This window comes from Streptomyces sp. H27-H5, from assembly GCF_026627505.1.
Lineage (GTDB): Bacteria > Actinomycetota > Actinomycetes > Streptomycetales > Streptomycetaceae > Streptomyces.
Genome location: NZ_JAPNLK010000002.1, coordinates 144,279 through 171,231, shown reverse-complemented (window position 1 = coordinate 171,231; position 26,953 = coordinate 144,279). Strand labels below are relative to the sequence as shown.

Sequence of the window (26,953 nt, the reverse complement as noted above, 5' to 3'; positions counted from 1 at the left end):
TGGCCCCTCGCAGGCCACGGCGCGCACCGCCGTGCCCGCATCAGCACCCGTACCCGACGACGAGGACGACCCGACGTGAACCAGGTCCCCGGCATCAAGCTCAACAACGGCACCCTCATGCCCCAGCTCGGCTACGGCGTCTGGCAGGTCCCGGACGACGAGGCGGAACAGGCCGTCACCACCGCCCTGGAGGCGGGCTACCGCAGCATCGACACGGCGGCGATCTACGGCAACGAGGAGGGCACCGGCCGGGCCATCGCGGGCGCCGGGGTGCCGCGCGAGGAGCTCTTCGTCACCACCAAGCTGTGGAACGGCCCGGACCGCGTCTGGGGCCGGGACGAGGTGCTGCGCGCCTTCGACGAATCGCTCTCCCGCCTGGGCCTCGACCACGTCGACCTGTACCTGATCCACTGGCCGCGCCCGATGCGGGACGACGTCCTCACCACCTGGAAGACCTTCGAGGAGATCGCCGCGAGCGGCCGCGCCAAGGCGGTCGGCGTGTCGAACTTCCGCCCCGAGGACCTGGAGCGGATCCGGACCGTGAGCGACCTGGTCCCGGCCGTCAACCAGATCGAGCTGCACCCGCTCTTCCCGCAGACCGCGCTGCGCGCCCTGCACGCCGACCTCGGGATCGCCACCGAGGCCTGGTCCCCGCTCGGCCAGGGCAAGGAGCTGCTCACGCTTCCCGCCGTCGCCGCGATCGCCGCCAAGCACGGCCGCACCGCCGCGCAGGTGGTGCTGCGCTGGCACCTCCAGCTCGGCAACGTGGTGATCCCCAAGTCCGTGACCCCCGCGCGCATCCGCGAGAATCTGGATGTCTTCGGCTTCGAACTGGACGCCGACGACATCGCCGCGCTGGACGCCCTGGGCGCCGGCACGGCGGGCCGGCGGCTCGGGCCCGACCCGGCCGTCTTCGACATGTGAGCGATCCGAGGGTGTGCGGGTGAACGTTCCTGACGGGGTCTGCCGACTCCGCAACGTGGGCAGCGGTCTGCTGCTCCAGGTGGAGGGCGGGAACCGGGTGCGGGTGGGGCCGGACGGCCCGCCCGCGCCCGCGTCCGCACGGCAGTGGGAGATCTCGCCGGTGTACGGCGGTGGTGGGATCTTCCATCTGGTGAGCGTGCACAACGGCAAGCGGCTGGACGTCGCGAACGCGTCCGTGGACAGCGGGACCCGGGTCCAGGTGTGGAAGGCCAACGCGTTCGGCGCCCAGGAGTGGATCGTCGAGGAGCACCTGGACGATCCCGGCGTGGTCTCCCTGATCGCCGTCATCAGCGGGCTCCCGCTGGAGGCCGACGAGGAGGGACAGGCCCGCCAGTGCGAGGACACCGACTCGCCGTCCCAGTGGTGGCGCCTGGAACCCGCCTGACCCGCTCCTCGCCGCCGATCCGCAGCCGGCCCGTCGCCGATCCGCCGTCAGTCGCGCACGAAGGCCACCAGGCGGTACGTCGGGGCCGCGCGCGGGACGTCCCCGTCGGGCAGCGCCTCCAGCCGGGTCGCGACCTCCGCGACGGTGGCGCCCCGGGGCGCGACGCGGGAGGCGTACCGTCCCGCGCGCAGCGCCTCGGCCGCGCCGCGCGGGGTGACGCCCTGGCCGAAGCCCGTGAACAGGGCCTCCCCGCACGGCCGCAGACCCGCCTGCGCGGCGTACGCCGTCACCTGCGCCGAGGCGTCCGCCGGGGTCGACGTGAGGTGCGGTGCGAGCACCTCGTCGATGTCGCCGCCGACGTCGTGGGCCGCGTCCTTGTCCACGGTGGTGACGAACACCCCGCCCGGCCGCAGAGTCCGCCCCACCTCCGCGATCAGGCGCGGCACCACCCCGGGCTCCCGCAGCAGGTGCAGGAGCCACACCGCGCTCACGGCGTCCAACGAGCGAGGCCGCACGGGCAGCCCGGTCCCGGAGGCGATCACCACCGGGACCCCGCGCCGCGCCGCCATCGCCGCCATCCCGTACGAGGCGTCCGCGCCCAACACCCGCAGTCCGGGGCGCCGCAGCCGGGCGGTGACGATGCCCGTGCCGCAGCCCAGGTCGAGCAGGGTGCGCGCGGGGGCCGGGACGAGGTCGAGGACCGCCGCCGCCGCGGCCTCGGCGCGCGGGACGCCGCCCCGGGTGGCGTCGTAGGCCTCGGCCTCGGCGTCGTAGTCGAGCAGGGAACGCGGTATCGGCATCAGTTCGCTCCGTGGGCGGGCGCCAGGGCCTCCAGTCGCTCGGCGAGGGCGAAGTCGGTCTCGGTCACGGCGTCGCCCGCGCTGTGCGTGTTCACCGACACGCGGACCGTGTCGTAGCCCAGGGTGAGGTCCGAGTGGTGGTTCAACTCGTCCTGCACCGAAGCGATGTGGGCGACGAGGGCGCTCGCCGCGAAGTGGCTGCCCAGCCGGTAGGTGCGCAGGATCCGGTCGTCCTCGAAGGCCCAGCCCGGGAGTTCCCGCAACCGGTCCTCGATCTCCTTCTGGGAAAGCGGCTCGCCCGACATCCGCACACTCCTTCACGACTCGGTCGGCACCATCGCCTGACGTGGGGTCAAGGTTCCCACAGCGAGGGCCCGCGGGAAGGTCTCGCGCGGCGGTCCGTGCCGGCGCGTCCGCGTCGTCGCCGCGGCGCCCCGGCCCCACGCGGCGGGCCGGGCTCCCTGGGCTACCGTCGGGGCATGACGACGGTGAGTGTGGGCGCGATGCTGCGCACCTGGCGGGAGCGGCGCGGGATCAGTCAGTTGGAGCTGGCGGGCCGCGCCGACTCCTCGTCGCGGCACATCAGCTTCGTGGAGACCGGCCGTTCCCGGCCGAGCGAGGAGATGGTGCTGCGGCTCGCGGAGCACCTGGACGTCCCGGTACGGGAGCGCAACGCCCTGTTGCTGGCGGCCGGCTACGCGCCCCGCTACCCGCACACCCCGCTCGACGACCCGTCGATGGACGTTCTGCGGGATTCCCTGGAGCGGCTGCTGGCGGGCTACGAGCCGTATCCGGCGCTGGTCGTGGACGCCACGTACCAGGTGATCGCCGCGAACCGGGGCATCGCGCTGCTGCTGGACGGCGTGCCCGAGCACCTGCTCGCGCCGCCGCTGAACGCGATGCGGCTGACCCTGCATCCGCAGGGCCTGGCCGCGCGGATCCTCAATCTGCGGGAGTGGCGCGGTCACCTGTTGGAGCAGATGGAGCGGCAGATCGCCCTGTCGCGCTCGGAGCCGCTGCGCGCGCTGTACGAGGAGGTGGCGGCCTACCCCGTGACGGAGCGGGCCGATCACGGCGAGCCGCGGGAGGCGGTCGCGAACATCGCGCTGCCGCTGCGGATCGAACACGACGGGCAGACGCTGTCCTTCGTGTCGTCCATCTCCACCTTCAACACGCCGATGGACGTGACCGTCGCCGAGCTGGCCATCGAGACCCTGCTGCCGGCCGACCCGGCGACCGTGAAGTACCTGCGCTCACTGGTCCCGTGAGAGCGTGCCGCGCAGCGCGAGCCACTGGACGAGCGCGAACCCGGCGACGACGAGCGCCTGCGCCGGGATCCACACCGCGCCGGCGACGGTCGGGGTGAACCAGAGGAGTGCGGCGGCCAGGCTCAGCGCCACCCAGAGGCAGTTGGTCTCGATGACGAGGCGGACGGGGAGCACCGGCGGCCGGCGGCGGGAGGCCAGCCATCCGACGCCCGCCCCGTACAGGGCGAGGAGCGCGCCGAGGACGAGCAGGGTCGTCGGGCCGACGCCGAGGAGCCGGCCGAGCGGCTCGGAGAAGGCCAGGTAGGCGAGCCCGTTGCCGGTGGTGACCAGTGCGTCGAGCGCGAGGGACCGGCGCAGGACGACCTGGGGCCCGGTGGTGCGGGCGATGCTGCCGAGCAGGGTTGCGGACATGGCGGATCAACCTCCGTCGAGGAGCGGACGCGCGGGGTGGTGGGGCACCGGGTCCCGGAGCCGAGTGCGCGACCCCGGAACCCGATGCCCCCACTGTGCCGCCGGGCCGGGACCGGGTCGATTACCCCGGGGGTAAGGGCCCTGCCCGGGACGCGCCCGGACCGTCGCGGTGCCCGCCGGTACGGACAGGTCCTTCGCCTCAAGCGGGCACACCTGTCTCGGAGCGGCCGCTCACCGGGGAAACGGGACGCCCCGGACCGGGGCGGGCCGGGGCGTTCGTCGTACGGGATCGGGCGGGAGCCGGGGTCAGAGCTCCGCGAGGTCGAGCCCGGCCTGCGCGGCGGCGGCCCGCACGGTCTGCTCCAGGAGCACGGCGATGGTCATCGGGCCGACGCCGCCGGGCACCGGGGTGATCAGGGAGGCCCGGGCGGCGGCCGACTCGAAGTGGACGTCGCCGACGTTGCCCGCGTTGTAGCCGGCGTCCAGGACGACGGCGCCCGGCTTGATGTCCTCGCCGCGGATGAACTCGGCCTTGCCGACGGCGGCGACCAGCACGTCGGCCTGGCGCACGATCGAGGGCAGGTCCACGGTGCGGGAGTGACAGTAGGTGACCGTGGCGTTGCGCTCCAGCAGCAGCATCCCGGCGGGCTTGCCCAGGATCGCGCTGCGGCCGACGACCACGGCGTGCTTGCCGGTCAGGTCCACGTCGTACTCCTCCAGGAGGCGCATGATGCCGCCGGGGGTGCAGGAGACGAAGCCCGGCAGGCCGAAGCCCATGGCGGCGAAGGAGTGCATCGTCACACCGTCGACGTCCTTGCCGGGGGCGATGGCCTCGAAGGCGGCCCGCTCGTCGATGTGGTGCGGCACCGGGTGCTGGAGCAGGATGCCGCTGATCTCCGGGTCCGCGGAGAGCGCGGTGAGGGCGGCAACCAGTTCCGCGGTGGTGGTCTCGGCGGGGAGCTCGACGTGGCGCGAGGTGATCCCGGCCTTGGCGCAACGGTTCTGCTTCATCCGTACGTAGGTCACGGACGCGGGGTCCTCGCCGACCAGCACGGTCGCCAGACAGGGGGCGGTGCCGGTGCGCTCGGTGATCTTCGCGGCGTGGGCGGCGGTCTGCTCCGAGATGCGGCGGGCGACGGCGGTGCCGTCCATGAGCCGGGCGGTCTGAGCGGTCTGGGCAGTCGTCATGGGGTCTCCTGAGCGTCGCTGCGGAATCGCGGTTCGCCCAGGCGCGCGGCAGCGACGTACCCACCGGTACGCCGGGCCGCTCCCCGGTGGTGATCCACCCGAACGCCAGTCACGGCCCGGCGCCCACTCTAGTCGACGCCCGCGCGCGGCGGGCCGGCGATACCCGGTGGAGGACCGGCTCCCGGCCTGCGACGATCGGGGGATGACGCGTACTTTCGACCATCTTGTCGCCGAGGCGGAGTCCGTTTCCGTGGACGGCTGGGACTTCTCCTGGCTCGACGGCCGCGCCACCGAACAGCGCCCGTCCTGGGGCTACCAGAAGCTCCTCGGCGAACGTCTCTCCCGGGTCTCCTCCGTCCTCGACGTCCAGACCGGTGGCGGCGAGGTGCTCGCCGGGGCCGGTGCCCTGCCGCCGCTGACGGTGGCGACCGAGTCCTGGCCGCCGAACGTCGCCAAGGCGACCCGGCTCCTGCACCCGCTGGGCGCGGTGGTGGTCGCCGACTCCGACGAGCCGCCGCTGCCCTTCGGGGACGAGGCCTTCGAGCTGGTCAGCAGCCGGCACCCGGTGACCGTGTGGTGGGACGAGATCGCCCGCGTGCTGACGCCGGGCGGCACGTACTTCTCGCAGCAGGTCGGTCCGGCCAGCGTCTTCGAGCTGGTGGAGTACTTCCTGGGCCCGCAGCCGGAGGAGGTCAGGCGCGGCCGGCACCCCGACGACGCGGTCGCCGACGCCCGGAAGGCGGGCCTGGAAATCGTCGATCTGTGCTCGGAGCGACTGCGGACGGAGTTCAACGACATCGGAGCCGTGATCTACTTTCTACGGAAGGTGATCTGGATGGTGCCGGGCTTCACGGTCGGGCACTACCGGGACCGGTTGCACGAGCTCCACGAACGGATCGAACGCGAAGGCCCGTTCGTCGCGCACACCGCCCGCTTCCTCGTCGAGGCCCGCAAAACGGGCTGAGCGGGAGGGCGCGGGAGGGCGGACGGATCCACGTCGGATCGGTTGCGTCGCCACAGCGTGGCGCAGGTCACTCAATTCAGCGCGTAACGAATCGACTCGGGCATGCGATGAACCGACAGGTGTCCTCGCGCGGTCCCGGAATACAGACCCCCCTCGGGTCTGTTTCCCGAAGTCGCGCGATGATGTCCCGCTCACCCCTATCTGTTCGCAACGAGAGGCTCCTTGTGTCGCTCAGCCCGTCCCGTACGTTCCCTCCGGAGATCGCCGAATCGGAGGCCCTCGTCGCGCTCGTCGAGCGCGGCCGCGAGCAGGGTCACATCAACGGTGATGACGTGCGCCAGGCCTTCGAGGCCGGCCGCATCCCGGTGGACCAGTGGAAGCGGGTCCTGCGCAGCCTGAACCAGGTCCTGGACGAGGAGGGTGTCGCCCTCCACGTCAGCGCCGCCCCCGCCACCAAGGCCGCTGCGAAGAAGCCGCGCAAGGCTGCCGCCGCCCCGTCCCGCACCGTGACCAAGAAGGCCGCCGCGCCGCGCCCCATCGGCGCGCGCAAGACGGCGGTCCCCGCCACCGCCGCGGCGATATCCGCACCGTCGGCCTCCGGGACCGAGGAGGAGGTGGCGGCCGAGGCCGCCGCCGAGCCGAAGAAGCGGACGGTCAAGAAGACCGCCGCGAAGAAGGCGACGGCCACCAAGAAGACCGCCGCCACGAAGAAGGGCGCCAAGGACGGCGACGAGGGCGAGACCCCGGCGGCCGGGGGCGTGGACTGGGCGGCCGAGGACCTGGCCGACGAGGCCGAGGAGGAGACTCCGAAGGTCGGCGGGACCCAGGGCTTCGTGCTGTCCGACGACGACGAGGACGACGCCCCGGCGCAGACCGTCATGGTCGCCGGTGCCACCGCCGACCCCGTCAAGGACTACCTCAAGCTGATCGGCAAGGTGCCGCTGCTCAACGCCGAGCAGGAGGTCGAGCTCGCCAAGCGCATCGAGGCGGGTCTCTTCTCCGAGTACAAGCTCGAAGAGGAGGAGGACCACAAGCCCACGTTCAAGCGTGAGCTGGAGATCCTCGTCGAGGACGGTCGCCGGGCCAAGAACCACCTGCTGGAGGCCAACCTCCGTCTCGTGGTCTCCCTCGCCAAGCGCTACACGGGCCGCGGCATGCTCTTCCTGGACCTGATCCAGGAGGGCAACGTCGGTCTGATCCGCGCGGTGGAGAAGTTCGACTACACCAAGGGCTTCAAGTTCTCCACGTACGCGACCTGGTGGATCCGGCAGGCGATCACGCGTGCCATGGCCGACCAGTCGCGCACCATCCGCATCCCCGTCCACATGGTCGAGATCATCAACAAGCTGGCCCGTGTCCAGCGGCAGATGCTCCAGGACCTCGGCCGGGAGCCCACTCCGGAGGAGCTGGGCAAGGAACTCGACATGACCCCCGAGAAGGTCATCGAGGTCCAGAAGTACGGCCGCGAGCCGATCTCCCTGCACACCCCCCTGGGTGAGGAGGGAGACAGCGAGTTCGGTGACCTCATCGAGGACTCCGAGGCGGTCGTGCCGGCGGACGCGGTGTCCTTCACCTTCCTCCAGGAGCAGCTGCAGTCGATCCTGGGGACGCTCTCCGAGCGTGAGGCGGGCGTGGTCTCCATGCGGTACGGCCTCAACGACGGCCAGCCGAAGACCCTGGACGAGATCGGCCGCGTGTACGGGGTCACTCGTGAGCGCATCCGTCAGATCGAGTCGAAGACGATGTCGAAGCTGCGTCACCCGTCGCGTTCGCAGGTGCTGCGCGACTACCTCGACTAGAAGCGGACACGGGGGCTCGGAGCGGTCGTGAGACCGCCCCGGGCCCCCGTGGCGTTCGCGGGGCGTGGGCGGGCCCGCGCGGGGCCGCCCGCCGGTCAGGCGGCCGTGGCGCGGTGCCTGCGGGCGGACATCACGGCGTAGACGACCACGCCCACGAAGAGGAACAGCACGCCCTGGTACACGGCCGCGTACCCGGAGCCGGCCACGAGCCACATCGAGAAGGCGAAGGCCGCGCAGGCCAGGACGGTGTCACGGACCAGCCGGCCGCGGTGGACGCGCGCGGACTGCCCGGAGACCAGGAAGTAGATCTGGGCGGCGCTGGAGAGCAGGTACGGGACGGTCGCCGTGAAGGTGGTGACCAGCACCAGGATCTCGAAGACGCCCTCGGTGCCGGCGGTGTAGTTGTAGACGGTCAGGGCCGAGGCCAGGACGACGGTGACGAGGACCCCGACGATCGGGACCCCGCGCCTCTTGGTCTCGAAGACCTTCGGGAAGAGCCCGTCCTTGGCCGCGGCGTACGGGGTCTGCGCGCTGAGCAGGGTCCAGCCGTTGAGGGCGCCGACCATCGAGATCACCGCGGCGCAGGCGACGAGGGTGCCGCCCCAGGTTCCGCCGAACATGGCGTCGACGGCGTCGCTGAACGGGGCCTCGGAGGTGACGAGCGTGGCGTGCGCGACGAGGCCGAAGACGGACAGGGTGCCGAGCAGGTAAACGGTGGCGGCGCCGGTGGTGCCGAGGATGGTGGCGCGGCCGACGTTGCGGGCCGGGTCGCGGACCTCGCCGGCGCTGACGGCGGCCGACTCGACCCCGAGGTAGCTGAAGAGCAGGATCGCGGCGGCGGCGGAGATCGCGCCGACGGCGCTCTGGTCGGTGGCTTGGAAGGGGCCGAGGTTGGCCGGGTCGAAGAAGAACAGCCCGCCGACGGCCACCAGCAGCAGCGGGGCGAACTTCAGTACGGTGGAGACCAGTTGGACGGCTCCCACGTAGCGGGTGCCCGCGAGGTTGGCGAGCGCGGGCAGCCACTGGACGGCGAGTGCGCCCAGGCACATGGACCACGTGTGCTCGCCCACGGCGGGGAAGAGCACCGTGAGGTAGCCGACGGCGGCGACCGCGAGGGCCGCGTTGGAGACCCAGGTGGTGATCCAGTAGCTCCAGGCCGCGAGGAAGCCGGCGAAGTCCCCGAAGGCCGCGCGGGCGTAGACGTACGGGCCACCGGTCTGCGGGTTGCGTTCGGCGAGCCGGCCGAAGACGAGCGCGAGGGCGATCGCGCCGACGGTGAGCACGGCGAAGGCGACGAGGCTGATCGTGCCGAAGGGGGCCACCGCGGCGGGGAGGAGGAAGATCCCGCCTCCGATGATGTTGCCCATGACCAGGCAGGTCGCGATCGGCAGGCCGAAGCGGCGGGCGTGCGGGCTCGCCTGTTCGTCGGTGGGGACGGGGGCGGGGAGGGAGGTGGTGCTCACGGGTGGTGCGCCTCTGGTGTTTCACATGCTGGACAGGTCGACACATCGTCGGGCACCGCCAAGGACGCACCAAATCAGCGGGTTTCGTCCTGTACGGACACCTCCACGGAAGGAAGGGTTCCGCCAACGCCGGGCTTCGGCCGGTGATCCTGCGGTGCGGCGGCCGCGGACGGGGTGCCCAGCGGGACCTGCGGGCCGTCCGCCTCGCGGAGCCAGCGGCGCAGCACCCCGTGCACCGCCTCGGCGCCCACCGGCGCGGCCCCCGGGTCCGACAGTTCGGTGGGCCACATCAGGAACGGATGCCCCTGCTCGCCGCCCAGGCCGCCGTGCGAGCCGATCTGCTCCTCGAAGGCGTGCACGGTCCCGTCGGCCGGGTCGAACGCCGAGTTGACCATGATGTCCGCCACGTGCGGGAACGAGTCGGTCCGGCGGACGGCTTCGGCCGCGCCCGGCCCGAAGTCCGCCAGCAGCCGCTCCGCCGCCCCCGGCTCGTCCAGCCGGGCCACCGCGCCGCCGGCGCCCAGCACCTCCCCGTCGACCAGCAGGAACCCGACCCCCGGATGGTTGGCCAGCGTGGCCAGCAGCGCCGGGTGGGTCCGCTCGATCCACGCCCGGTCGGCCCGCCCGGGCAGGTCCGGGAAGGAGACCAGCCCGAGGTTCCCGGACGCCAGCACCACCGGGTCGGAGCCGCCCGCCGGGTCGGCCTCCTCGCCCTCCTCCACCGGCCGGTGCAGGGCCGCGCGGACCGCCGCGCGCGCCTCGGCGCCGCTGCGGGTGCCGCCGGCCCGGCGGGAGACCGGGAGCCCGCACCCCGCCCGGACGAGGTCCTTGAGGGTGAGGCCGTAGCGGCCCAGGAAGGTCTCCCCCGGGCTCTGTCCGTGGTCCGAGAGCAGCACGATCCGGTAGGCGCGGGGGGCGTGCTCGGCGACCCGGGCGATCAGCGCGAGGCTCCGGTCGAGGCGGGAGAGCACCCGGTCGGTGTCCCGGCCGTGCGGGCCGGAGTGGTGCGCGACCTCGTCGTAGGCCACGAGGTCCGCGTAGACGCAGGCACGACCGGCGAGCATGTCCCCGATCACCGCCGCGACGACCACGTCCCGCTCCACGACGGTGGCGAAGGCCCGGATCATCGGGTAGAGCCCGCCGCGGCCCACGCGCGGCGCCTCGTGCCGGATCCGGGCGCGGGTCGACTGGCCGATCTCCCGGCCCACCTCGGCGACGAAGGAGAGGGCGGTGCGGACGGCGTTGGCCGGGTCGGAGAAGTACGCGAAGTAGCCCGCCCGGGAGCGGTTGGCCCGGCCGCGCCGCGCGGACACCGACAGCACCAGGGCGAGCTGGTCGGCGCCGCCGCTGAACAGGTTGCCGCGGCTGGCCCCGTCCAGGGTGAGCAGTCCCCCGTCGCCGGTCCGCTCGATGGCGCGGCGCTGGAGTTCGGCGGCGCTGGTGGGCCGGTTGCACACCACGATCTCGCCGGTGTCCTTCTCGTACCAGCGGAAGGCGGGCACGTCGAAGTTCGAGCCGTGCAGGATGCCGAGCTGGCTGGCGCCCGTCTGGCTGGACCAGTCCGTGCGCCAGGACATGACGCGGTGGCTGCGCTCCAGCCAGTCGCCGACGGTGGGCATCGCCCCGGCTCCCGCGGCCCGGCGCAGCACCTCGTACCCGACCCCGTCGAGCTGGAGGAAGACCAGCCCGGGGGGCGCCTCGCCCGCGCCGGGGGCGCCCGAGCGCAGCTGCCTGCGCCGGCGCCGGTCGGCGAGCCGGTAGAGCCGGCGGCGGTACGCCTCGTCGTCGCGGACGGCCAGGGCCGTGGACGTGGCGGACGCCACGGCGGACATCACCGCGGCGACGACCACGGCGGTCTCGGGCGCCACCTCGCCGCGTCCGTCGGGGATCAGGTTGAGCGCGATCAGCAGCAGCGAGCCGTTGAGGAAGAAGACGAGCAGCCCCAGCAGCAGGGCCGGCACCAGCAGCAGCGCCCGGACGAGCAGCGGCCACACCAGCGCGCTCAACAGCCCGAAGGCGCCGGCGCCCCAGGCGGCCGTCAGCGCGATGCGGGTGACGCTGTCACCGTCGTCGGACTGGAGCCGGAAGTCCGGCAGGATCCCGGCCAGGGCGAGCATGGTGAGCGTGGACACCGCCCACACGAGGATCACCCTCACCAGTGCGCCGCCCGCCCTGCGCCACCGTCCGCGCCACACTCCTTACCCCCGTTCGTGGTTCACTGCCAGCGTCGCACAGCGCCGCGAACGCGGCCGGGTGACACGGGTGGCGCACGAACGTACGGAAGCCGCCGGTCAGGTCGTGTTACGTACCGTCGTAGCCCGCGGTCGGCATGGACAGCCGGCGGTGCACTTCCGCCTTCATCGCGGAGGTGTACGTCGGCTCCTCCAGCTCGGCGGTCTCCAGCCGGATCCCGCGCCGCTCGCACTCGGCGGTGAAGTCCTCGACGGAACGCAGCGCCCGGGCCAGCACCCGGTGGTTGGCGGCGACGAACAGGTCGACCCGTCCCGCGTCGACGTCGGACCACAGTCCGCAGTGGTCGTGGCGCAGGCCGTAGACCAGCAGGTGCCGTGCGACGACGTAGCCGCGGTCCGCGGCCCAGCGGGCGCACATGGCGTGCTGGCTGCGGGTGTCCACGGCGAAGGGGTCGACGTCGAGTTCCTCCAGCGGGGCCATGCCGGCGATCGCGGCCACGCGCAACTCATCCATGGCGCCCGACCCTACTCCGATCCTCGACCGTCGAGGAGAGGGCTGCCGGGTTCCGATTGCGCGCGGTGCGACGGGACAGGATCTAAGGTCGACAGGACCGATCGAGGGAGGGAGCACCGGTGCCGGTGGAGATCACCTGGTGGGGGCATGCCACGTGCACGGTGGAGGACTCCGGGCTCCGGTTCCTGACGGACCCGCTGTTCGCCCGGCGGTTCGCGCATCTGCGGCGACGGCGCGGGGCGGTGCCGCCGCCGCACGCGGCCGAGGCGGACGTGGCGGTGGTCTCGCACCTGCACTCCGATCATCTGCACCTGCCCTCGCTGGCCCGGCTCGCGCCGGGGACCCGGCTGTTGGTGCCCCGGGGTGCCCGTCGGGCCGTGCCGGGGCTGGCGCGGGTGGCGACGTCCCGGGACCTGGCCGTCACGGAGGTGGCGCCGGGCGACGTGGTCCCCGTACGGGACGGTGTACGGGTCCGGGCGGTCAGCGCGCGGCACGACGGACGGCGGCTGCCGTACGGACCGCGGCTCGCTCCGGCGCTCGGGTACGTGATCGAGGGCGCGGCACGGACGTACTTCGCCGGGGACACCGGGCTGTTCGACACGATGGCCGACGAGGTCGGGCCGGTGGACGTGGCACTGCTCCCGGTCGGCGGCTGGGGTCCGTACCTGGGGGCGGGGCACCTGGACGCGGGCCGGGCGGCGCGGGCGCTGGCGGACCTCGCGCCGGCGGCGGCGGTGCCGGTGCACTACGGGACGTACTGGCCCATCGGCATGGACGCGGTGCGGCCGCACGAGTTCCACGCGCCGGGCGAGGAGTTCGCCCGGTTCGCGGGGCGGCTCGCGCCGAAGGTGACGGTACGGGTGCCCGACCACGGTGAGCGGGTGCTGCTTCCGTGACCTGGCGCGACCTCCTCGCCGCGGCGGTCGGCCAGGTCCCGCCGGACGGCACCCGGCAGGCGGTCGGGTACCCGGCGCTTTTCCTCCTCGTGGCGCTCGGCGCGCTGCTGCCGGTGATCCCGACGGGGGCGTTGGTGAGTTCGGCCTCGGTGGTGGCCTTCCACCAGGACACCCTGCCGTTCGGACTGCTGCTCGTGTTCGCCGTCTCGGCGTTCGCGGCGTTCGTCGGGGACCTCGCGCTGTACTGGCTCGGGCGGCGCGGGGTGCACTCGCGGGGCGGTTCGCGATGGTTGGAGCGCCTGCGGGGACGGGCCACCCCGGAGCGGCTGGAACAGGCTCAGACGAAGCTCGACGAGCACGGCGTGCTGGTGCTGGTCGTCTCGCGGCTGGTGCCGGCGGGGCGCATCCCGGTCATGTTGGCGTGTCTGCTGGCGGAGATGCCCCTGCGCCGCTTCGCTCGCGGCGACGCCCCGGCGTGCCTGGCGTGGGCGGCGACCTACGGCCTGATCGGGATCCTGGGCGGCTCGCTCTTCTCGGAACCCTGGAAGGGCGTGGCCCTCGCCGTGGGCCTGACCCTGCTGATCAGCGCGGCGCCGGTGCTCTGGCGTCGTGTCCGACGCGGTGCGGCGTGAGAGCGCGGGCCGGGCGCACCGCGCCGGGTCCCCGAAGCGTCGTCAGAAGGTGCGGGAGGCGCCGATCGGCAGGTCCCACAGCAGTGCGCGGTCCAGTCCGGCCCGCTCCCAGGCCGCGCGCACCCGGTGCAGCGGCTCCATGACCGGCTCGGCGGACAGGACGAAGGTGGCCCAGTGCATCGGCGCCATCCGACGGGCGCCGAGGTCGAGGCAGGCGCGCACCGCCTCCTCCGGGTCGGTGTGCACGTCGCGGAGCCACCATCTGGGGGCGTACGCGCCGATCGGCAACAGGGCCAGGTCCATCCCGGGGTGGCGGCGGCCGATCTCCGCGAACCAGTGCCCGTAGCCGGTGTCCCCGGCGAAGTAGACCTTCTTGCCGTGCTCCGTGTCGGTGAGGATCCACCCGCCCCACAGGGTGTGGCAGCTGTCGAGCGGCGACCGCTTCGACCAGTGGTGCGCGGGGACGAACTCGAAGCGGACGCCGCCCAGTTCGGCGCACTCCCACCAGTCGAGTTCCGTGACCCGCTCGAAGCCGCGGCGGCGGAACCAGCGCCCGAGGCCGGCCGGGACGAAGCAGGCCGTGTGGCGGGGCAGCCTTCTGAGGGTGGGGGCGTCGAGGTGGTCGTAGTGGTTGTGGCTGATCACCACCGCGTCGACGGGCGGCAGGTCCTCCCAGCGCACGCCGACGGGGGTCAGCCGGGCGGGGGTGCCCAGGATCCGCCGGGACCAGACCGGGTCGGTGAGCACGGTCAGGCCGCCGGTCCGCAGGACCCAGCCGGCGTGGCCGACCCAGGTGACGGACACCGTCCCGGGCCGGGCCGCGGGCACGGGGGCGGGGGCGCAGGGCAGGTCGGGGATGCCGCGCAGCCCTTCCGGGCCGGGCCGCAAGGCTCCCTCACGGGCCAGTCGGGCGAGTGCGCGGACGCCGGGCAGGGGGGTGGTCAGCCGGTGCGCGAACGACCGCGGCCATCGACGTACCTCGTAGAGCGGCCGGGGCGCGGGCGGCCCGGCGGGGGCGGCCGGGCCGACGGGAGCGGGGCGATCGGTGAGATCGGTGAGATCGGTGAGATCGGGGCGCAGCGGTGTCCGCCGGGTCGCGCCCGCCCCCGCCGCTCCCCCGGCTCCCCCGGCCGCCCCGGCGTCCGTCCGGTCCGTCATCGAGGAGTCTCCGTTCGCCGGCGGGCGTTCACTCGGCCAGCCCGGCCAGCACGGACCGCAGCCGGTCCAGTGCGTCCCGTACGTGCGGCAGTGCCAGGGGGTCGGGGGCCGTGAGGGCGGCCAGCCGTTCGCCCGGGGTGGCTCCGAGCAGCGGGCCCGTCGACAACCGGACGCGCAGCCCGACGGGTTCGTCCGCGAACCGCTGCCCGCCGGGCGTCGGCGAGCCCAACCGGCCGCCCAACCAGTCCTCCAGTTCCATCGCGTCGCCCACGCCGTGTCGGGCCAGTCCGGCCCGCAGCGGGGTCAGGTCGGCGTACAGGTGCCGGCCGGCCTGCGGGGGGCGGGCGAGCGCCCCGACGGCGAGGACCTCCCGGTGCGCGGCGGCGGCCACGGCGCCGTGCAGGGCGGCCGCCGCGCAACTGCGGGCGGCGACGGCGTCGGGCTCGTCGAGCGCGTGCGCGGCGGCGCCGGCGACCGGCCCCGCGACCAAGGCGCCGGTGGCGGTCAGCACGTCGAGGGTGCGGGCCCGCAGCCAGGTGCCGCGGGGGGTGGCGGGGAAGCGGATCACGGCGGCGGGCCAGCCGGCGGGCAACAGCGCCCCCGACAGGTCGACGAGGACGGCGGCCTGTTCGGGGAGCATCTCGGCGGGGCTGAGGACGAGCGTGTCGTGCGGCCGGTGGACGGTGTCGCGCCAGCTCTCGTCGCTGACGACGAACAGGCCCGCCTCCTCGGCGGCCTCGCAGGCCTCGCGCAGCATCTCGGGCGGCGGCACGGTCGCGGTCGGGTCGTCGGCGACGGAGAGCAGCAGGACGCGCGGGTCGCCGCCCTCGGCGCGGACCCTCCGTACCGTCTCCAGCAGGGCGTAGGGGTCGGGTACGCCCCCGCATTCGGCCGGGGTCGGCACGTGGAACGCCCGCCGTCCCAGCAGCCGGACCTGTGGGGTCCACCAGGCGGGACAGGGGCGGGGGAGCATCACGTCGCCGCCGTACGCGCCGAGCAGTGCGAGCAGCAGCGACGCCGCGCCGGGCCCGGCGGCCACGTTCTCCGGTGCGGTGGGCAGGCCGCGTCGGGCCCAGTGCCGGCAGGCGGCCTCGCGCACGGACGGGGCGCCGCCCGGCGGCTCGGGTGCGGAGCGGTCCGCGGCCGCGGCGATCACGGCGGTCAGCTCGGGGAGGACAGGCAGACCGGGCGGGGGTGCGGGCGGCACGTACCGGACGGGGCCGCGTCCCTCCGCCGTCGTGCGCTGCCACCCCGCCGTCCCCGCCATCCCCGCTGTCCTTCCCGTCCACACCGCCGACCGACCATGACCTTTATACGGTTATTCGCCCGGTTTCGCCCGTCAACCCCCACACCGGGGTCGCACCCGCGGCCACACCCCCGCCCGCGCACCGGACTCCCTGGCCGGGACGCCCCCCTGCCCGACGATTCCCTTGCCCCACAGGAGGCATGTCCACATGCCGAGACGCACATCTCAGATGCCGAGCGAACGGCTACGGTGATCACAGCGCTTCCCAGAGACGCACTCGACGAGGAGGAGTCACCGCCATGAACGCCATGAAGGAGACCGCCGTCTACACGCACGGCCACCACGAGTCGGTGCTGCGGTCGCACCGTTGGCGCACCGCCGAGAACTCGGCGGCCTACCTGATCGGCGAGCTGCGACCGGGGCTGTCGGTCCTGGACGTGGGGTGCGGTCCGGGCACCATCACGGCGGACCTGGCGGCCCTGGTGTCCCCCGGCGGGCGGGTGACGGCCGTCGACGCGGCGCCGGACGTGCTGGACCAGGCCCGGGCCCACGTCGCGGAGCGCGGACTGGCCGGATCGGTCGAGTTCGCCACGGCGGACGTCCACGCGCTGGACTTCCCCGACGACTCCTTCGACGTGGTCCACGCCCACCAGGTGCTCCAGCACGTCGGTGACCCGGTGCGCGCCCTGGGCGAGATGCGGCGGGTGTGCCGGCCGGGCGGCATCGTCGCGGCCCGGGACGCCGACTACGCGGCGATGACCTGGTTCCCGCGGACGCCGGGCCTGGACGAGTGGCTGAGCCTGTACCGAGCGGTCGCGCGGGTGAACGGCGGCGAACCGGACGCCGGGCGGCGCCTGCTGTCATGGGCGCGGGAGGCCGGCTTCACCGAGGTGGCGGCCTCGGCCGGCGCGTGGTGTTACGCCACCCCGGAGGAGGTCGCGTGGTGGTCCTCCCTGTGGGCGGACCGTACGACGGCCTCGGCGTACGCGTCGATCGCCGCGGACGGCGGCCACGCGACACCGGCCGAACTGTCCGGGATCGCGGAGGCCTGGCACGCGTGGGGCGCCGCGCCCGACGCCTGGTTCTCCGTCCTGCACGGCGAGATCCTGGCCCGCGCCTGACGCGCCGGTCGGGCATGACCCGTAAGGGAGGGGCGCGGCGGCCTCCTCCCTGATCACGAGGTCGACTCCCCCACTGTCGGCCTACGTTGAGGCGGCACCTCACCCGCAACCGACGAAGGGCAGTCCCCGCTCATGCGCCGCCTCACCACCACCGCCGCTCTCCTTCTCGCCCTGGGCCTGGTCGGCTCTGTCATCGCGCCGGCCGTGGCCGCGCCCACCGACCCCGCCCCGGGTCCGGCCGCCGCGGCCGCCGGCGACCTCGACGGTGCGGCCTTACGCCGCGCCTTGGACGCGGTGATCGCCCAGGGGGTACCCGGTGCGGTGGCCGAGGTGCGCCAGGACGGACGCGTGTGGCGCGGGGCGAGCGGTGTCGCCGACCTGTCGGGCCGGCCGGCGCGGGCGGACGACCGGTTCCGGGCGGGCAGTGTCACCAAGACCTTCGTCGCCACGGTGGTCCTGCAACTGGTCGCGGAAGGCCGGATACGACTGGACGACCCCATCGGCCGCCACCTTCCCGGGCTGATCCCCGCCGGGGCCGACGGCGCCCAGGTCACGGTGCGCCAACTGTTGGGCCACACCAGCGGCATACCGAACTACACGGACGTGCTGCGACGACAGCCCGACCCGATCAGAGCCCTCCAGCACAGCGCGTACACGCCGCACGAGCTGGTCGCGATGGCCCTGCGGGAGCCGTGGGCGTTCGATCCGGGCGCCCCGGGCCATTGGCAGTACTCCAACACCAACTACGTCGTCCTGGGCCTGCTCATCGAGCGCGCCGGCGGCCACCCGCTCGGACGGGAGATCGAGCGGCGCATCGTGCGCCCGCTGCGTCTGACCGACACCCTGGTGCCGTCCGGCCCGGACCTGCCCGGGCGGCACCTGAACGGCTACGAGTGGCTCGACGGCCCCGGCGCCGCCCCCACCGACCTGACCGGGTTCAGTGCCGGCGCCTTCTGGGGACCGGGCAACGTGATCTCCACCACGGCCGACCTCAACCGCTTCCAACAGGCCTTGTCCGAAGGCCGGTTGCTTCCGCCCCGACTGCTGGGCGAGATGCGGGACGTGCGGGCCACCGATCGCGCCGGACGCTCGTACGGCCTCGGCCTGGAGGCGAACACCACCGTCTGCGGCACGGCCCAAGGGCCGGTCCGGGGACACAGCGGCAGCGTGCCCGGCTACAACACCTTCAGCTTCGCCTCGGCCGACGGACGGCGGCGGATCACCCTCGCGGTGAACGTCGACCTCACCAAGACCAGGGGCGCGGACGAGGCCATCGGCCGCGTCCTGTCCACCGCGCTCTGCCGGCCGGCCCCGCCCGCGCAGCCTGCGGCCCAGGCCGGCTCTTCCCTCGCCGCCCGCACCGTCTCCGCGCGCGACCGGCGGTTCACGGGGACGGTTTCGGCGGGCGCATGCGGAAGTCGTACGCGGGTGGCAGCGGGCGGTCGGTGAGCGTGGCCCACACCTCGGTCAGGGTCTCCTCCCCTTCCCGGAGGTCGGCCAGTTCGAGGCCCTCCTCGAAGACGCGGCGGGCCGCGGCCACATGGCCCTCCGCCGCGAGGAGCCGCGCCGCGAGGAGCCGGAAGCGGCCCTCCTCGCGCTGCGCCGGCCGCAGTCGGTCCCACACCGCGCGGGCCCGGGCCGGTTGGCCGGCCGCCAGCAGGGCGGTCATCGCCTCCCGCCCGAGCGCGGACTCGGCGGCCGGCCAACCGGCGTCTCCTCCGCTCTCGTCGGCCAGGCTCGCGAACGCCTCCGTGTAGCGGTCGGCAGCCCGGTCGAGGTGGCCGGCCAGCGCGTCGGCCTCCGCCAGGCACCTCAGCAGCGGCCACCGCGACGGCGCCGGCGCGAGCCCGCGCTCCCAACTGCGCACGGCCTGGGCGATGTCACCGGCATGCCACTGGGCCACGCCCAGGTGGTACTCGGTCAGCGGGTCGGCAGGCGCGGTCTCCAGCATGTCCCGCCAGTGCGGGGCGACCAGACTGGGGCCGGGCGGGGCGGCCCGTTTGGGCCGGGGGAACGCCCCGGAGCGCCACAACTCCAGCCAGGGGGCCTGCTCCTCCCCGAGGGTCGATTCCTCGAAGGGGGTGCCGGGCAGCTTGAAGCCCGAGCGCAGCACCTCCAGTGCGCCCCAGCCGGAGCCCGTCGCGAGCCGCTCGCCCGGTTCGGTGTCGGCGCAGCCCCGCCACGCCTCGTACGCCGCGTCCAGCCGCTGCCGGGGCAGCGCCGTCTCCAGGGCCGTACCGGCCGCGGCGCGGGCGGCGTCCCAGTCGTTGCCGTGCACCGTCGAGGCGTCCGCCGACAGGGCTCCGTACGCCTCCAGCCAGCTGAACTCCGCGCCGGCGTCGAGGCGTACGTGTTCGAGTTGGGTGCGGGCCAGGCCGGCCTGGATCTCGGCGTAGCCGACCGTGCCCGGTTCCGTCAGCCACTCCTGCCAGCGCCGGCCGCCGGTGCCCGCGCCCCACGTGAAGAGCTTGCGTCCGCGCAACCGTCCGGTCGAACTCTGGACGAGCCCGCGCCCGTCGGCGTCGAGCGAGGCGATCCAGGGGCGGTCCGTGTCCTGGACCTCGTAGAAGTAGTCGGCCGGGTACGTGCCGCGCAGCGGGTACGTGCGGTCGACGCCCTCCCACTCCGGTACGGGGACACGGCGCAGCTCGCGTTCGTACCCGAAGTGCCAGGCCTCGTCCGCCGGGGCGAGGACACGGGTGCCGGCGTCCTCGGGGACGGCGATGTTGGACCACCAGTAGAGGGGCGCGGGTCGCTCGTGCGGGTTGCGCACGCGGACGCCGACGTACAGGAACTCCGAGTCCTCGGGCAGCCACAGGTCCACCTGGAACGGGGTCTCGCGCAGCCGTTCCCATTCCCACAGCCGCAGCATCGCGGCGCCGTCGGGCCCGGGGACGAGCGCGGCGTGCAGCGGGGCGCAGGCGAGGGCGCCGTGCCCGGTGGCGCCGATGTTCCATTCGACGCCACCGGAGAACCAGGCGCCGTTGAGGGCGAAGTTGGCGGGTTGGAACACCGGGTTGCGGTAGAGGAGTTCGCGTCCCGTCGGCAGGTGGACGAGGGAGTGGATCCGGCCGCCGAGCCCGGGCAGCACGGTGACGCGCAGGTGCGCGTTCTCGATGACGATCGCCTCGTACTCGCGTTGCGCCCGCTCCCGTCCGTAGCCGTCGCGGATCCGGACGGGAAGCAGCGAGCGCAGCGGCTCGTAGCCGATCTGCCGTGCCATGTCGCGGGGCAGTCCCCGGCGCGACCGCTCGTCCAGTTCGTGCACCCCGTCGGGCGCGCGCAGGGCGGGCAGTGGGTTCTCGGGGCCCAACGGGGCTCCGGGGAGGGTCAGTACGGCGCGTCGGACGGTGGTGGCCATGAAGGAATGGAACACGCCACGGGGGTCGGTGCACAGGGGTTCCGCGGATCACCACCGGTCAGGATTACGCAAAGCCCTGGCCTGCGGGTGACGCGATCGGTGTCAGGCGAACGCTCCCGCCACCAGGTCGGCGAGCAGGGCCCCCGCGCGCCCGTCGGGGTCCAGGTCCGGGTCGTAGATCGTGACGTTGAGGCCGACGCAGCGCGGCGATCGGGCCAACACCCCGAGCAGTTCGGCGAGTTCGTCGGGAATCAGTCCGCCCGGGTCGGGGCTGTCGACGGCCGGCATCACGCTGGGGTCCAGGACGTCGGCGTCGAGGTGCACCCAGAAGCCGGCCGTGTCCGGCGGGTGGAGTCCCTCCAGGGCGTCCCGGGCGACGGGGCCGGCGCCGCGTTCGCGGATCTCCCCGACGGTGGCGACCTGGATCCCGGCGGCGCGCAGCTCCGGGAGGTCCTCGTCGCCATCGCGGACGCCGAAGAGGCGCACGTCCTCGTCGCGCAGGTACGGGCGGAGCCCTTCGAGGTCGGCGAGGTCGGCCTGGCCGCGTCCGGTGGACAGGGCCAGCTCCTCGCCGCCGGCGGCGCCGACGGGCCCGTTGACCGCGGTGTTCCCGGGGTGGCGGAAGTCCGCGGAGCCGTCGACGGCGGCCAGTCCGTAGCGGCCGAGGCGCCGCATGGCCAGTGCGGCGCCGAGTTGGATCGAGCAGTCCCCGCCGAGCACGACGGGGAACTCCCCGTCCCGCAGGTGCGCCTCGATGCGGTCGGCGAGGGCGAGGGTGTAGCGGGCGAGGGCGTCGGCGTGGAAGACCCCGTCGCCCTCCTTCCAGTCGCCCCGGTCGTAGCGCGGCGGGACGACGACCCCGCCCTCGCGCGCGCCGAGCCGGGCGAGGAGCCCCTGTTCGCGCAGGGCTCCCGCCAGCTTGTAGACCCCGGGTACGGTGCCGGGCGCGGGCGGGCGCAGGCCCAGGTTGGAGGGGGCGTCGAGCAACACGATGGTTCGCATGCCCTCATCCTGGGCGACGCGTACCCCCGGGACCAGACATTTCGGCGGTCAGGGCCCAGCGCTCGTGATCGCGCCAGGCCCCGTCGATGTGCAGGAAGTCCGGGGAGAGGCCCTCCATGCGGAAGCCGCGGCCGCGCACGAGGGCGAGGGAGGCGGCGTTGCCGGGCTGGACGTTCGCCTCCAGGCGGTGCAGTGCGAGGCCCTGGCCGGCGGGTGCGAAGGCGTGTCGGATCACCAGGTCGAGGGCCTCGCCGAGGAGTCCCCGGCCGGCGGCGTGGGCGAAGGCGGCGTAGCCGAGGGCTCCGCACTGGAAGCCCCCGCGGACGATGTTGTTGACGTTGACGAATCCGGCGATGGCCCCGCCTGCGCGCTCGCAGACGAGGAATCCGACCCGGCTGTCGCCGTCGCCGAGGCGGGCCGCCCAGGGTTCGTACGCCTCGATGGTGTCGGGCGGGAACATCCAGGGGTGGTGCAGTGCGCGGCTCTCGTGGACGCGGGTGACGAACTCGGGCCCGTCGGCCGGCCGGAAGGGCCTGATCCCGACCCTGTTCCCCTCGTCGAGGTAGGTGACTTGAGACATCGGTCCAGGCTAGAGGAGCGACCGCGGCGGGTCCCTCACGGCTCCAGTGGCAGCCGCGGCACGTCCGTCCGCTCGATCCCGAACACCTGCGCGTAGAGCGACAGCTCCGCTTCCAGGGCGCGGACCATGGTGTCCGCGCGGCGGAAGCCGTGGCCCTCGCCCTCGAAGGTCACGTAGGCGTGCGGCACGGCCCGACCCCGCAGGGCGGCGAGGAGCCGTTCGGCCTGGGCCGGCGGGCAGATCGGGTCGTCGAGGCCCTGGAGCAGGACGAAGGGCGCGGTGATCCGGTCGGCGCGGGCCACCGGGGAGCGTTCGCGGTTGAGCAGGTCGAGGGTTGCCGGCGGCCCGGCGAGGCCGTCGATGTAGCGGGATTCCAGGTCGTGCGTCTCGGCCGCGAAGCCGCGCAGGTCCAGCACGGGGTAGATGATCGCCGCGCAGGCGTACAGGTCGGTGGCGGCCAGGGAGGCCGCGGCGGTCCAGCCGCCGGCGCTGCCGCCGCGGATCGCGAGCCGGTCCGGGTCGGCGGTGCCCTCGGCGGCCAGGGCGCGGGCCACGGCCGCGCAGTCCTCCACGTCCACCACGCCCCACTGCTCGCGCAGCCGCTCCCGGTAGGCGCGGCCGTAGCCGGTGGAGCCGCCGTAGTTGACCTCGACGACGCCGATGCCGCGCGAGGTGAAGTAGGCGATGTGCAGGTCCAGTACGGGCGGTACGTGGTCGGTGGGACCGCCGTGCACCCACACCACGTACGGGGGCAGTTCGTCGGCGGGGGCCGGCCGGTCCGGGTGGTGCGGCGGGTAGACGTGGGCGTGGATCTCGCGGTCGTCCGGGCCGGTGAAGGTCCGGCTCTGCGGCTCGGGGTAGTAGGACGGGTCGACGGGGTCGGCCGCCCGGGCGCCGATGACCCGGGCGTGGCCGGTCGCGGTGTCGAGTTCCACGACCTCGTAGCCGCTGCGCGGGCTGGCGGCGACCCCGAAGACCCGGGAGTCGCTGACGGCCAGGGTGGGTTGCCAGGCCGTCCAGGGTCCGGCGGCGTCCACCAGGTCGCCGCTCTCGGGGTCGAGTACGCCGAGCACCGAGGAGCCCTGGCCGTGCAGGACGGCGACGAGCCCGTCCGGGAGCGGGGCCAGCCAGCTCAGTCCCGGTTTCCACAGCGGCCCGCCGAACTCCTCTTCGCGGGGGCACAGGTTGACGGCCTCGCCGCTGTGCGGGTCGACCCGGTACGGGTTCCACCAGCCGCCCCGGTCGCTCACCGCGAGGAGCGTCCCGTCGGCGGCCCACTCCACCTGGGCCACGGCCTCGTCGGGTCCGCCGAGCACGGTGCGGGGGGCGCCGATCGCACCGTCGCCGGTGACCTCGGCGAGCAGCAGCTCCGTCCCGTCCCAGGGCATCCGGGGGTGGTCCCAGACGAGTCGGGCCACGGTGCGCCCGTCCGGGGAGAGTCGGGGGCCGGTGGTGAACCGGTGCCGGTCGTCGGTGAGTTCGCGCACGGCGTCGCGGTCCTCGGCGGCCGAGCCGTCCAGGGGTACGGCGGCCAGGACGCGCCGCACGTCGGTCGGCGCGGGTCCGGTGAACTCCTCCAGCACGCACCAGACCTCGTCGCCGCGCAGCACCGGGTCGGCCCAGCGCAGCCCGCCGCCGACCGTGCCCACGGGGGTGAGCGGTCGGGGGGCCGGGGCGCCGGGCGCGTCCGGTTCGTACGCGTACAACCTCTGGTCGGCGAAGTGGACGAAGACCAACAGCGGTCCGCCGGAATCCCGTTCGACGCCGGCCCAGGGGCGTCCCCCGTACTCGGTGACCCTGCTGCGGACGTTCCAGGGCGCGGGCAGCACGGACCGTTCGGGCCGGCCGTCGGCGGGGCGCCGGACGAGGGTCCGGCGGCCCTCCTCCTCCGGCCTCGGCTCGGTCCACCACACCTCGGGGCCGATGGTGCCCACGTACTCGGGCCGCCCGTCGAGTGCGGCGGCGAGCGCGGCGTCGATGGGCGAGGGCCAGCCGCCGTAGGGCCGGGACGGGGTGAGGGGCGCCATCACCGGGTCCCCGTCACAGCGCGCGCAGGGCGCGGTCGAGGACGCGGACGCCGAAGTGCAGGGCGTCGACCGGGACCCGTTCGTCCACGCCGTGGAAGAGGGACCAGTAGTCGAAGCCGGGCGGCAGCTTGAGCGGGGAGTAGCCGTAGCCGGTGATGCCGAGCCGGGAGAACTGCTTGGCGTCGGTGCCGCCCGCCATGCAGAACGGGACCACGTGTCCTTCGGGGTCGAAGTGCTCGACGGCCTCGCGCAGGATCCCGAACGTCCTTCCGCCCACGGGGGCTTCGAGCGCCACCTCGCGGTGGTGGAACTCCCAGTGCACGTCGGGGCCGGTGAGCGCGTCGAGGGTGGCGATGAACTCGGCCTCCCCGCCGGGGAGGGTGCGGCCGTCCACGTAGGCGGTGGCCTGGCCCGGGATCACGTTCAGCTTGTAACCGGCGCTGAGCATGGTCGGGTTGGCGCTCTGTCGCACGGTGGCCTGCACGAGGGCGGCGGCCGGGCCGAGCGCGGCGAGCAGCTCCGTCAGGTCGAGGTCCTCGCCGCGCGGGTCCACCGACAGGCCTTCCAGGGCGGCGAGTTCGGTGATGCAGGCGGTCACGGTGTCGGTGAGGCGTACCGGCCACTCGTACTCGCCGATCCTGGTGACGGCGGCGGCGAGCCGGCTGACGGCATTGGCCCGGTTGGGCTTGGAGCCGTGCCCGGCGGTGCCGTGCGCGGTCAGCTTCAGCCACGCGGTGCCCCGCTCGCCGGCGGCGATCGGGTAGAGGGACCGGCCGGGGGCGGGGTGGACGGTGAAGGCGCCGGACTCGCTCAGCCCCTCCGTACAGCCCTCGAAGAGCTCCGGGTGGTGGTCGGCGAGGAAGCCCGATCCGTCGATCGCGCTGTCCTCCTCGTCGGCGGTGTACGCGATCACGATGTCGCGGCGCGGCTTCACGCCCGCCCGCGCCCAGGCCCGTACGACGGACAGCACCATCGCGTCCATGTTCTTCATGTCGACGGCGCCGCGGCCCCAGACGACGCCGTCGCGGATCTCGCCGGAGAAGGGGTGCACGGTCCAGTCGGCGGCCTCGGCGGGCACCACGTCGAGGTGGCCGTGGACCAGGAGGGCGTCGGCGCCGGGGTCGCTGCCCTCGATCCGGGCCACGACGTTGGTGCGGCCCGGGGTGCGTTCGAGCAGGACCGGTTCCAGGCCCGCGCCGGCGAGCCGTTCGGCGACGTACTCGGCGGCCGGCCGCTCGCGGCAGTCGCCACCGCCGCGATTGGTGGTGTCGATGCGGATGAGGCCGGAGGTGTAGTCGACCACCTCGTCGAGCGCCGTGGGGTCCACGGCTTCACGGGGGCGGGTCTCCGTTGCGTGCATGTCAGCCATACTGCTCCTCCACAGCCGCCGAGACGACCGTCGTGACCGCCTTGAAGGTCCGGATCCCCTCGTACATCGTCTCGTTGGTGTACGCGACCCTGCGCTCGCCCGAACGTTCGACCCCGGGTACCACGGTGGCGGCCAGGCCCAGGTGCTCGGCGTCGAACTCCAGTTCCACCGTGAACGGGCCGCCCACCACGGGCTCGTGGCGGACCGCGAGGGCGACGGCCTCCGTCGCGGCGGCCCGGATGTCGGCGGCCGTGCGGGCCGGCGTGCGGCAGACGGCCGCGTACCGCGAGACGTGGTCCTTGACGGCGACGGTCACCGCGTCCGGGGCGTAGCCGGCGGCGTCGACACAGGTCAGGTCGTCGCCGGTGACGAGGATGACCGGGACTCCGTACTCGGCGACGACGTGGGCGTTGAGCAGCCCCTCGCTGGCGCGCACCCCGTTGACCCAGACCCCGGTGATCGAGTTCGCGAGGTAGGTGTGGGCGAGGACGCCCTCCGTGCCGGCCCCGGTGTGGTAGCCGACGAAGGCGATGCCGTCCACGTCGCCGTGCTGGACCCCCTCGACCATGGAGAGCGACTTGTGCCGGCCGGTGAGCATCTCGGCGCGGGCGTCGAGCTTCTCCAGGAGGAGGTTCCGCATGGTCCAGTGGGCCTCGTTGACGAGGACCCGGTCGGCGCCGCCGTCGTAGAAACCGAGCACGGCGGCGTTCACGTCGGAGGTGAACATCGACCGGCAGCGCTCCCACTGGGGGGTGCCGGGCAGCACGTCGGCGGGCCAGGTGACGCCGGTGGCGCCCTCCATGTCGGCGGAGACGAGGATCTTCATCGGGTCCCCCGGTGGGTCGGGCCGCGTCCCCGGTGGGCCGGGCCGCGGATCCTTCACCCTAGGCCGTCTCCTGCGGATCCTGCCTGACCCACGCCGCCCGGGCCTCTCCCGCCCCGGGTTCCGGCGGCTCACCCCCCGGACGGAAATCCACCCGAACCGGTGAGCCGCCCGACACCGACGGCGGGCAACGGCCTTGCTCAGCCCTCGACTTCGCCGGCCAGGTTGGCGAGCAGGGTGTCGTGGATGCGCGCGAGGCCCTTGGGGGCGAAGGTGCGCTCGAAGAAGCCGCCGATGCCGCCCGCGCCGTTCCAGACGGTGCCGACGACCACCTTGGCGCTGCCCTCGCCGGCCGGGGTCACCGTCCAGGTGGTGACCATGGAGGAGTTGCGGTCCTTCTCCACGAGCTGACCGTCGGTGGGCTCGGTGACCTCCAGCAGGCAGTCGCGCACCCGCTTGCTGGTCGCCTGGAGCTTCCAGTGGACCAGGGTGCCCTCGCCGTCGCCGCCCTCGCGCACCTCGTACTCGCTGTAGTGCTCGGGGAGCAGCTTGCCCCGGGTCACCGAGTAGTCCGCCAGCGCGTCGAACACGGTCTCCGCGTCGGCCGCGATGATCCGCTCCGTGGTGGCCTCGACCTGCGCCATAGCTGTTCCTCCAGCAGTTGTGTCCGCTCGTCGCGGCTAGACAACCACCTCCGGGGCGGGGGCCCAAATCCGGGGCGGACGGGACGTGGACCGGGGCGGGTGGCACGGTCCCGCCCGTCGGCCGGA

Annotated in this window: 25 protein-coding genes and 1 riboswitch; of the genes, 9 read left to right on the top strand and 16 right to left on the bottom strand. The window is 74.0% G+C overall.

Going from position 1 to position 26,953, the window contains the following annotated elements; genetic code table 11:
- The first annotated feature begins 75 nt into the window (after positions 1 to 75).
- Both OTB19_RS01725 and OTB19_RS01720 read left to right on the top strand, forming a co-directional pair.
- Positions 76 to 924 carry an aldo/keto reductase gene (locus OTB19_RS01725; RefSeq protein WP_324290493.1) on the top strand — a complete coding sequence of 283 codons (849 nt, stop codon included), beginning with the start codon at positions 76 to 78 and terminating at the stop codon, positions 922 to 924.
- Between the two features lie 19 nt (positions 925 to 943).
- Positions 944 to 1,369: an RICIN domain-containing protein gene (locus tag OTB19_RS01720; RefSeq protein WP_267796114.1), complete on the top strand. Its 426-nt coding sequence runs from the start codon at positions 944 to 946 to the stop codon at positions 1,367 to 1,369.
- Positions 1,370 to 1,416: 47 nt separating this feature from the next.
- On the opposite strand, the gene OTB19_RS01715 is transcribed toward OTB19_RS01720, so the two are convergent.
- A complete protein-coding gene (locus OTB19_RS01715) occupies positions 1,417 to 2,169 on the bottom strand; it encodes a class I SAM-dependent methyltransferase (RefSeq protein WP_267796113.1) in 753 nt (250 codons plus the stop codon).
- Positions 2,169 to 2,474 carry a 4a-hydroxytetrahydrobiopterin dehydratase gene (locus tag OTB19_RS01710; protein ID WP_053679997.1) on the bottom strand — a complete coding sequence of 102 codons (306 nt, stop codon included), beginning with the start codon at positions 2,472 to 2,474 and terminating at the stop codon, positions 2,169 to 2,171. Before OTB19_RS01710 ends, OTB19_RS01715 begins: the two co-directional genes overlap by 1 nt.
- Positions 2,475 to 2,648: 174 nt before the next feature.
- Here OTB19_RS01710 and OTB19_RS01705 point away from each other — a divergent pair, with 174 nt between their 5' ends.
- Positions 2,649 to 3,437, top strand: a complete 789-nt coding sequence (locus OTB19_RS01705) for a helix-turn-helix domain-containing protein (protein ID WP_267796112.1) — start codon at positions 2,649 to 2,651, stop codon at positions 3,435 to 3,437.
- Here OTB19_RS01705 and OTB19_RS01700 read toward each other — a convergent pair.
- Together OTB19_RS01700 and OTB19_RS01695 are read right to left on the bottom strand one after the other, a co-directional pair.
- Complete coding sequence (locus tag OTB19_RS01700) at positions 3,423 to 3,848, bottom strand: hypothetical protein (protein ID WP_267796111.1); 426 nt, start codon at positions 3,846 to 3,848, stop codon at positions 3,423 to 3,425. The genes OTB19_RS01705 and OTB19_RS01700 overlap by 15 nt on opposite strands.
- A 306-nt stretch (positions 3,849 to 4,154) precedes the next feature.
- Complete coding sequence (locus tag OTB19_RS01695; protein ID WP_267796110.1) at positions 4,155 to 5,036, bottom strand: bifunctional 5,10-methylenetetrahydrofolate dehydrogenase/5,10-methenyltetrahydrofolate cyclohydrolase; 882 nt, start codon at positions 5,034 to 5,036, stop codon at positions 4,155 to 4,157.
- Positions 5,037 to 5,064: 28 nt separating this feature from the next.
- A riboswitch (ZMP/ZTP riboswitch) is annotated at positions 5,065 to 5,159 on the bottom strand.
- A gap of 79 nt (positions 5,160 to 5,238) precedes the next feature.
- Between OTB19_RS01695 and OTB19_RS01690 the strand changes: the two genes are divergently transcribed.
- Together OTB19_RS01690 and OTB19_RS01685 are read left to right on the top strand one after the other, a co-directional pair.
- Positions 5,239 to 6,000, top strand: coding sequence for a methyltransferase domain-containing protein (locus OTB19_RS01690; protein WP_267796109.1), 762 nt, complete (start codon positions 5,239 to 5,241; stop codon positions 5,998 to 6,000).
- A 224-nt stretch (positions 6,001 to 6,224) separates the two neighbouring features.
- Complete coding sequence (locus tag OTB19_RS01685) at positions 6,225 to 7,799, top strand: RNA polymerase sigma factor (RefSeq protein WP_267796108.1); 1,575 nt, start codon at positions 6,225 to 6,227, stop codon at positions 7,797 to 7,799.
- Between the two features lie 95 nt (positions 7,800 to 7,894).
- Here the strand turns inward: OTB19_RS01685 and OTB19_RS01680 are convergent, their stop codons facing one another.
- The 3 genes from OTB19_RS01680 to OTB19_RS01670 all read right to left on the bottom strand — a co-directional run bounded on the left by OTB19_RS01680 (position 7,895) and on the right by OTB19_RS01670 (position 11,968).
- Positions 7,895 to 9,262: an amino acid permease gene (locus tag OTB19_RS01680; RefSeq protein WP_267796107.1), complete on the bottom strand. Its 1,368-nt coding sequence runs from the start codon at positions 9,260 to 9,262 to the stop codon at positions 7,895 to 7,897.
- 74 nt (positions 9,263 to 9,336) lie between these two features.
- Positions 9,337 to 11,457, bottom strand: coding sequence for a phage holin family protein (locus OTB19_RS01675; protein WP_267796106.1), 2,121 nt, complete (start codon positions 11,455 to 11,457; stop codon positions 9,337 to 9,339).
- A gap of 106 nt (positions 11,458 to 11,563) precedes the next feature.
- Positions 11,564 to 11,968: a hypothetical protein gene (locus tag OTB19_RS01670; RefSeq protein WP_267796105.1), complete on the bottom strand. Its 405-nt coding sequence runs from the start codon at positions 11,966 to 11,968 to the stop codon at positions 11,564 to 11,566.
- A 119-nt stretch (positions 11,969 to 12,087) separates the two neighbouring features.
- Here OTB19_RS01670 and OTB19_RS01665 point away from each other — a divergent pair, with 119 nt between their 5' ends.
- Both OTB19_RS01665 and OTB19_RS01660 read left to right on the top strand, forming a co-directional pair.
- Entirely contained in the window at positions 12,088 to 12,864 is a 777-nt protein-coding gene (locus tag OTB19_RS01665; RefSeq protein ID WP_267796104.1) for an MBL fold metallo-hydrolase, read from the top strand.
- A complete protein-coding gene (locus tag OTB19_RS01660) occupies positions 12,861 to 13,496 on the top strand; it encodes a DedA family protein (RefSeq protein WP_267796103.1) in 636 nt (211 codons plus the stop codon). Before OTB19_RS01665 ends, OTB19_RS01660 begins: the two co-directional genes overlap by 4 nt.
- 42 nt (positions 13,497 to 13,538) lie before the next feature.
- Here the strand turns inward: OTB19_RS01660 and OTB19_RS01655 are convergent, their stop codons facing one another.
- Positions 13,539 to 14,654 carry an MBL fold metallo-hydrolase gene (locus tag OTB19_RS01655; RefSeq protein ID WP_267796102.1) on the bottom strand — a complete coding sequence of 372 codons (1,116 nt, stop codon included), beginning with the start codon at positions 14,652 to 14,654 and terminating at the stop codon, positions 13,539 to 13,541.
- Positions 14,655 to 14,682: 28 nt separating this feature from the next.
- The gene (locus OTB19_RS01650; protein WP_267796101.1) at positions 14,683 to 15,921 is read right to left on the bottom strand and encodes an aminotransferase class I/II-fold pyridoxal phosphate-dependent enzyme; all 1,239 of its coding nucleotides are present in this window, start codon (positions 15,919 to 15,921) and stop codon (positions 14,683 to 14,685) included.
- A 278-nt stretch (positions 15,922 to 16,199) separates the two neighbouring features.
- On the opposite strand from OTB19_RS01650, the gene OTB19_RS01645 reads away from it, so the two are divergent.
- Both OTB19_RS01645 and OTB19_RS01640 read left to right on the top strand, forming a co-directional pair.
- Complete coding sequence (locus OTB19_RS01645) at positions 16,200 to 17,021, top strand: methyltransferase domain-containing protein (RefSeq protein WP_267796100.1); 822 nt, start codon at positions 16,200 to 16,202, stop codon at positions 17,019 to 17,021.
- Positions 17,022 to 17,153: 132 nt separating this feature from the next.
- On the top strand, positions 17,154 to 18,470 hold the full coding sequence (locus OTB19_RS01640; protein WP_267796099.1) for a serine hydrolase domain-containing protein: 1,317 nt from the start codon (positions 17,154 to 17,156) through the stop codon (positions 18,468 to 18,470).
- On the opposite strand, the gene OTB19_RS01635 is transcribed toward OTB19_RS01640, so the two are convergent.
- The 7 genes from OTB19_RS01635 to OTB19_RS01605 all read right to left on the bottom strand — a co-directional run bounded on the left by OTB19_RS01635 (position 18,406) and on the right by OTB19_RS01605 (position 26,827).
- Entirely contained in the window at positions 18,406 to 20,382 is a 1,977-nt protein-coding gene (locus tag OTB19_RS01635) for a DUF5107 domain-containing protein (protein ID WP_267796098.1), read from the bottom strand. The genes OTB19_RS01640 and OTB19_RS01635 overlap by 65 nt on opposite strands.
- 102 nt (positions 20,383 to 20,484) lie before the next feature.
- Positions 20,485 to 21,384, bottom strand: a complete 900-nt coding sequence (locus OTB19_RS01630) for an arginase family protein (protein ID WP_267796097.1) — start codon at positions 21,382 to 21,384, stop codon at positions 20,485 to 20,487.
- Positions 21,385 to 21,388: 4 nt separating this feature from the next.
- A complete protein-coding gene (locus OTB19_RS01625; protein WP_267796096.1) occupies positions 21,389 to 21,964 on the bottom strand; it encodes a GNAT family N-acetyltransferase in 576 nt (191 codons plus the stop codon).
- A 35-nt stretch (positions 21,965 to 21,999) separates the two neighbouring features.
- The gene (locus OTB19_RS01620) at positions 22,000 to 23,991 is read right to left on the bottom strand and encodes a prolyl oligopeptidase family serine peptidase (RefSeq protein WP_267796095.1); all 1,992 of its coding nucleotides are present in this window, start codon (positions 23,989 to 23,991) and stop codon (positions 22,000 to 22,002) included.
- A 13-nt stretch (positions 23,992 to 24,004) separates the two neighbouring features.
- Entirely contained in the window at positions 24,005 to 25,351 is a 1,347-nt protein-coding gene (locus OTB19_RS01615) for a M20/M25/M40 family metallo-hydrolase (RefSeq protein WP_267796131.1), read from the bottom strand.
- A 1-nt stretch (position 25,352) separates the two neighbouring features.
- The gene (locus tag OTB19_RS01610) at positions 25,353 to 26,186 is read right to left on the bottom strand and encodes a M55 family metallopeptidase (RefSeq protein WP_267796094.1); all 834 of its coding nucleotides are present in this window, start codon (positions 26,184 to 26,186) and stop codon (positions 25,353 to 25,355) included.
- A gap of 197 nt (positions 26,187 to 26,383) precedes the next feature.
- Positions 26,384 to 26,827: an SRPBCC family protein gene (locus OTB19_RS01605; protein WP_267796093.1), complete on the bottom strand. Its 444-nt coding sequence runs from the start codon at positions 26,825 to 26,827 to the stop codon at positions 26,384 to 26,386.
- Positions 26,828 to 26,953: the final 126 nt, after the last annotated feature.

What these genes read in the sequence shown, in the direction of transcription:
- OTB19_RS01715 (WP_267796113.1), bottom strand. Translation starts at nt 2,169, where the DNA reads ATGCCGATACCGCGTTCCCTGCTCGACTACGACGCCGAGGCCGAGGCC.
- OTB19_RS01710 (WP_053679997.1), bottom strand. Translation starts at nt 2,474, where the DNA reads ATGTCGGGCGAGCCGCTTTCCCAGAAGGAGATCGAGGACCGGTTGCGG.
- OTB19_RS01705 (WP_267796112.1), top strand. Translation starts at nt 2,649, where the DNA reads ATGACGACGGTGAGTGTGGGCGCGATGCTGCGCACCTGGCGGGAGCGG.
- OTB19_RS01700 (WP_267796111.1), bottom strand. Translation starts at nt 3,848, where the DNA reads ATGTCCGCAACCCTGCTCGGCAGCATCGCCCGCACCACCGGGCCCCAG.
- OTB19_RS01695 (WP_267796110.1), bottom strand. Translation starts at nt 5,036, where the DNA reads ATGACGACTGCCCAGACCGCTCAGACCGCCCGGCTCATGGACGGCACC.
- OTB19_RS01690 (WP_267796109.1), top strand. Translation starts at nt 5,239, where the DNA reads ATGACGCGTACTTTCGACCATCTTGTCGCCGAGGCGGAGTCCGTTTCC.
- OTB19_RS01670 (WP_267796105.1), bottom strand. Translation starts at nt 11,968, where the DNA reads ATGGATGAGTTGCGCGTGGCCGCGATCGCCGGCATGGCCCCGCTGGAG.
- OTB19_RS01655 (WP_267796102.1), bottom strand. Translation starts at nt 14,654, where the DNA reads ATGACGGACCGGACGGACGCCGGGGCGGCCGGGGGAGCCGGGGGAGCG.
- OTB19_RS01650 (WP_267796101.1), bottom strand. Translation starts at nt 15,921, where the DNA reads ATGGCGGGGACGGCGGGGTGGCAGCGCACGACGGCGGAGGGACGCGGC.
- OTB19_RS01645 (WP_267796100.1), top strand. Translation starts at nt 16,200, where the DNA reads ATGAACGCCATGAAGGAGACCGCCGTCTACACGCACGGCCACCACGAG.
- OTB19_RS01640 (WP_267796099.1), top strand. Translation starts at nt 17,154, where the DNA reads ATGCGCCGCCTCACCACCACCGCCGCTCTCCTTCTCGCCCTGGGCCTG.
- OTB19_RS01635 (WP_267796098.1), bottom strand. Translation starts at nt 20,382, where the DNA reads ATGGCCACCACCGTCCGACGCGCCGTACTGACCCTCCCCGGAGCCCCG.
- OTB19_RS01630 (WP_267796097.1), bottom strand. Translation starts at nt 21,384, where the DNA reads ATGCGAACCATCGTGTTGCTCGACGCCCCCTCCAACCTGGGCCTGCGC.
- OTB19_RS01625 (WP_267796096.1), bottom strand. Translation starts at nt 21,964, where the DNA reads ATGTCTCAAGTCACCTACCTCGACGAGGGGAACAGGGTCGGGATCAGG.
- OTB19_RS01620 (WP_267796095.1), bottom strand. Translation starts at nt 23,991, where the DNA reads ATGGCGCCCCTCACCCCGTCCCGGCCCTACGGCGGCTGGCCCTCGCCC.
- OTB19_RS01615 (WP_267796131.1), bottom strand. Translation starts at nt 25,351, where the DNA reads ATGCACGCAACGGAGACCCGCCCCCGTGAAGCCGTGGACCCCACGGCG.
- OTB19_RS01610 (WP_267796094.1), bottom strand. Translation starts at nt 26,186, where the DNA reads ATGAAGATCCTCGTCTCCGCCGACATGGAGGGCGCCACCGGCGTCACC.
- OTB19_RS01605 (WP_267796093.1), bottom strand. Translation starts at nt 26,827, where the DNA reads ATGGCGCAGGTCGAGGCCACCACGGAGCGGATCATCGCGGCCGACGCG.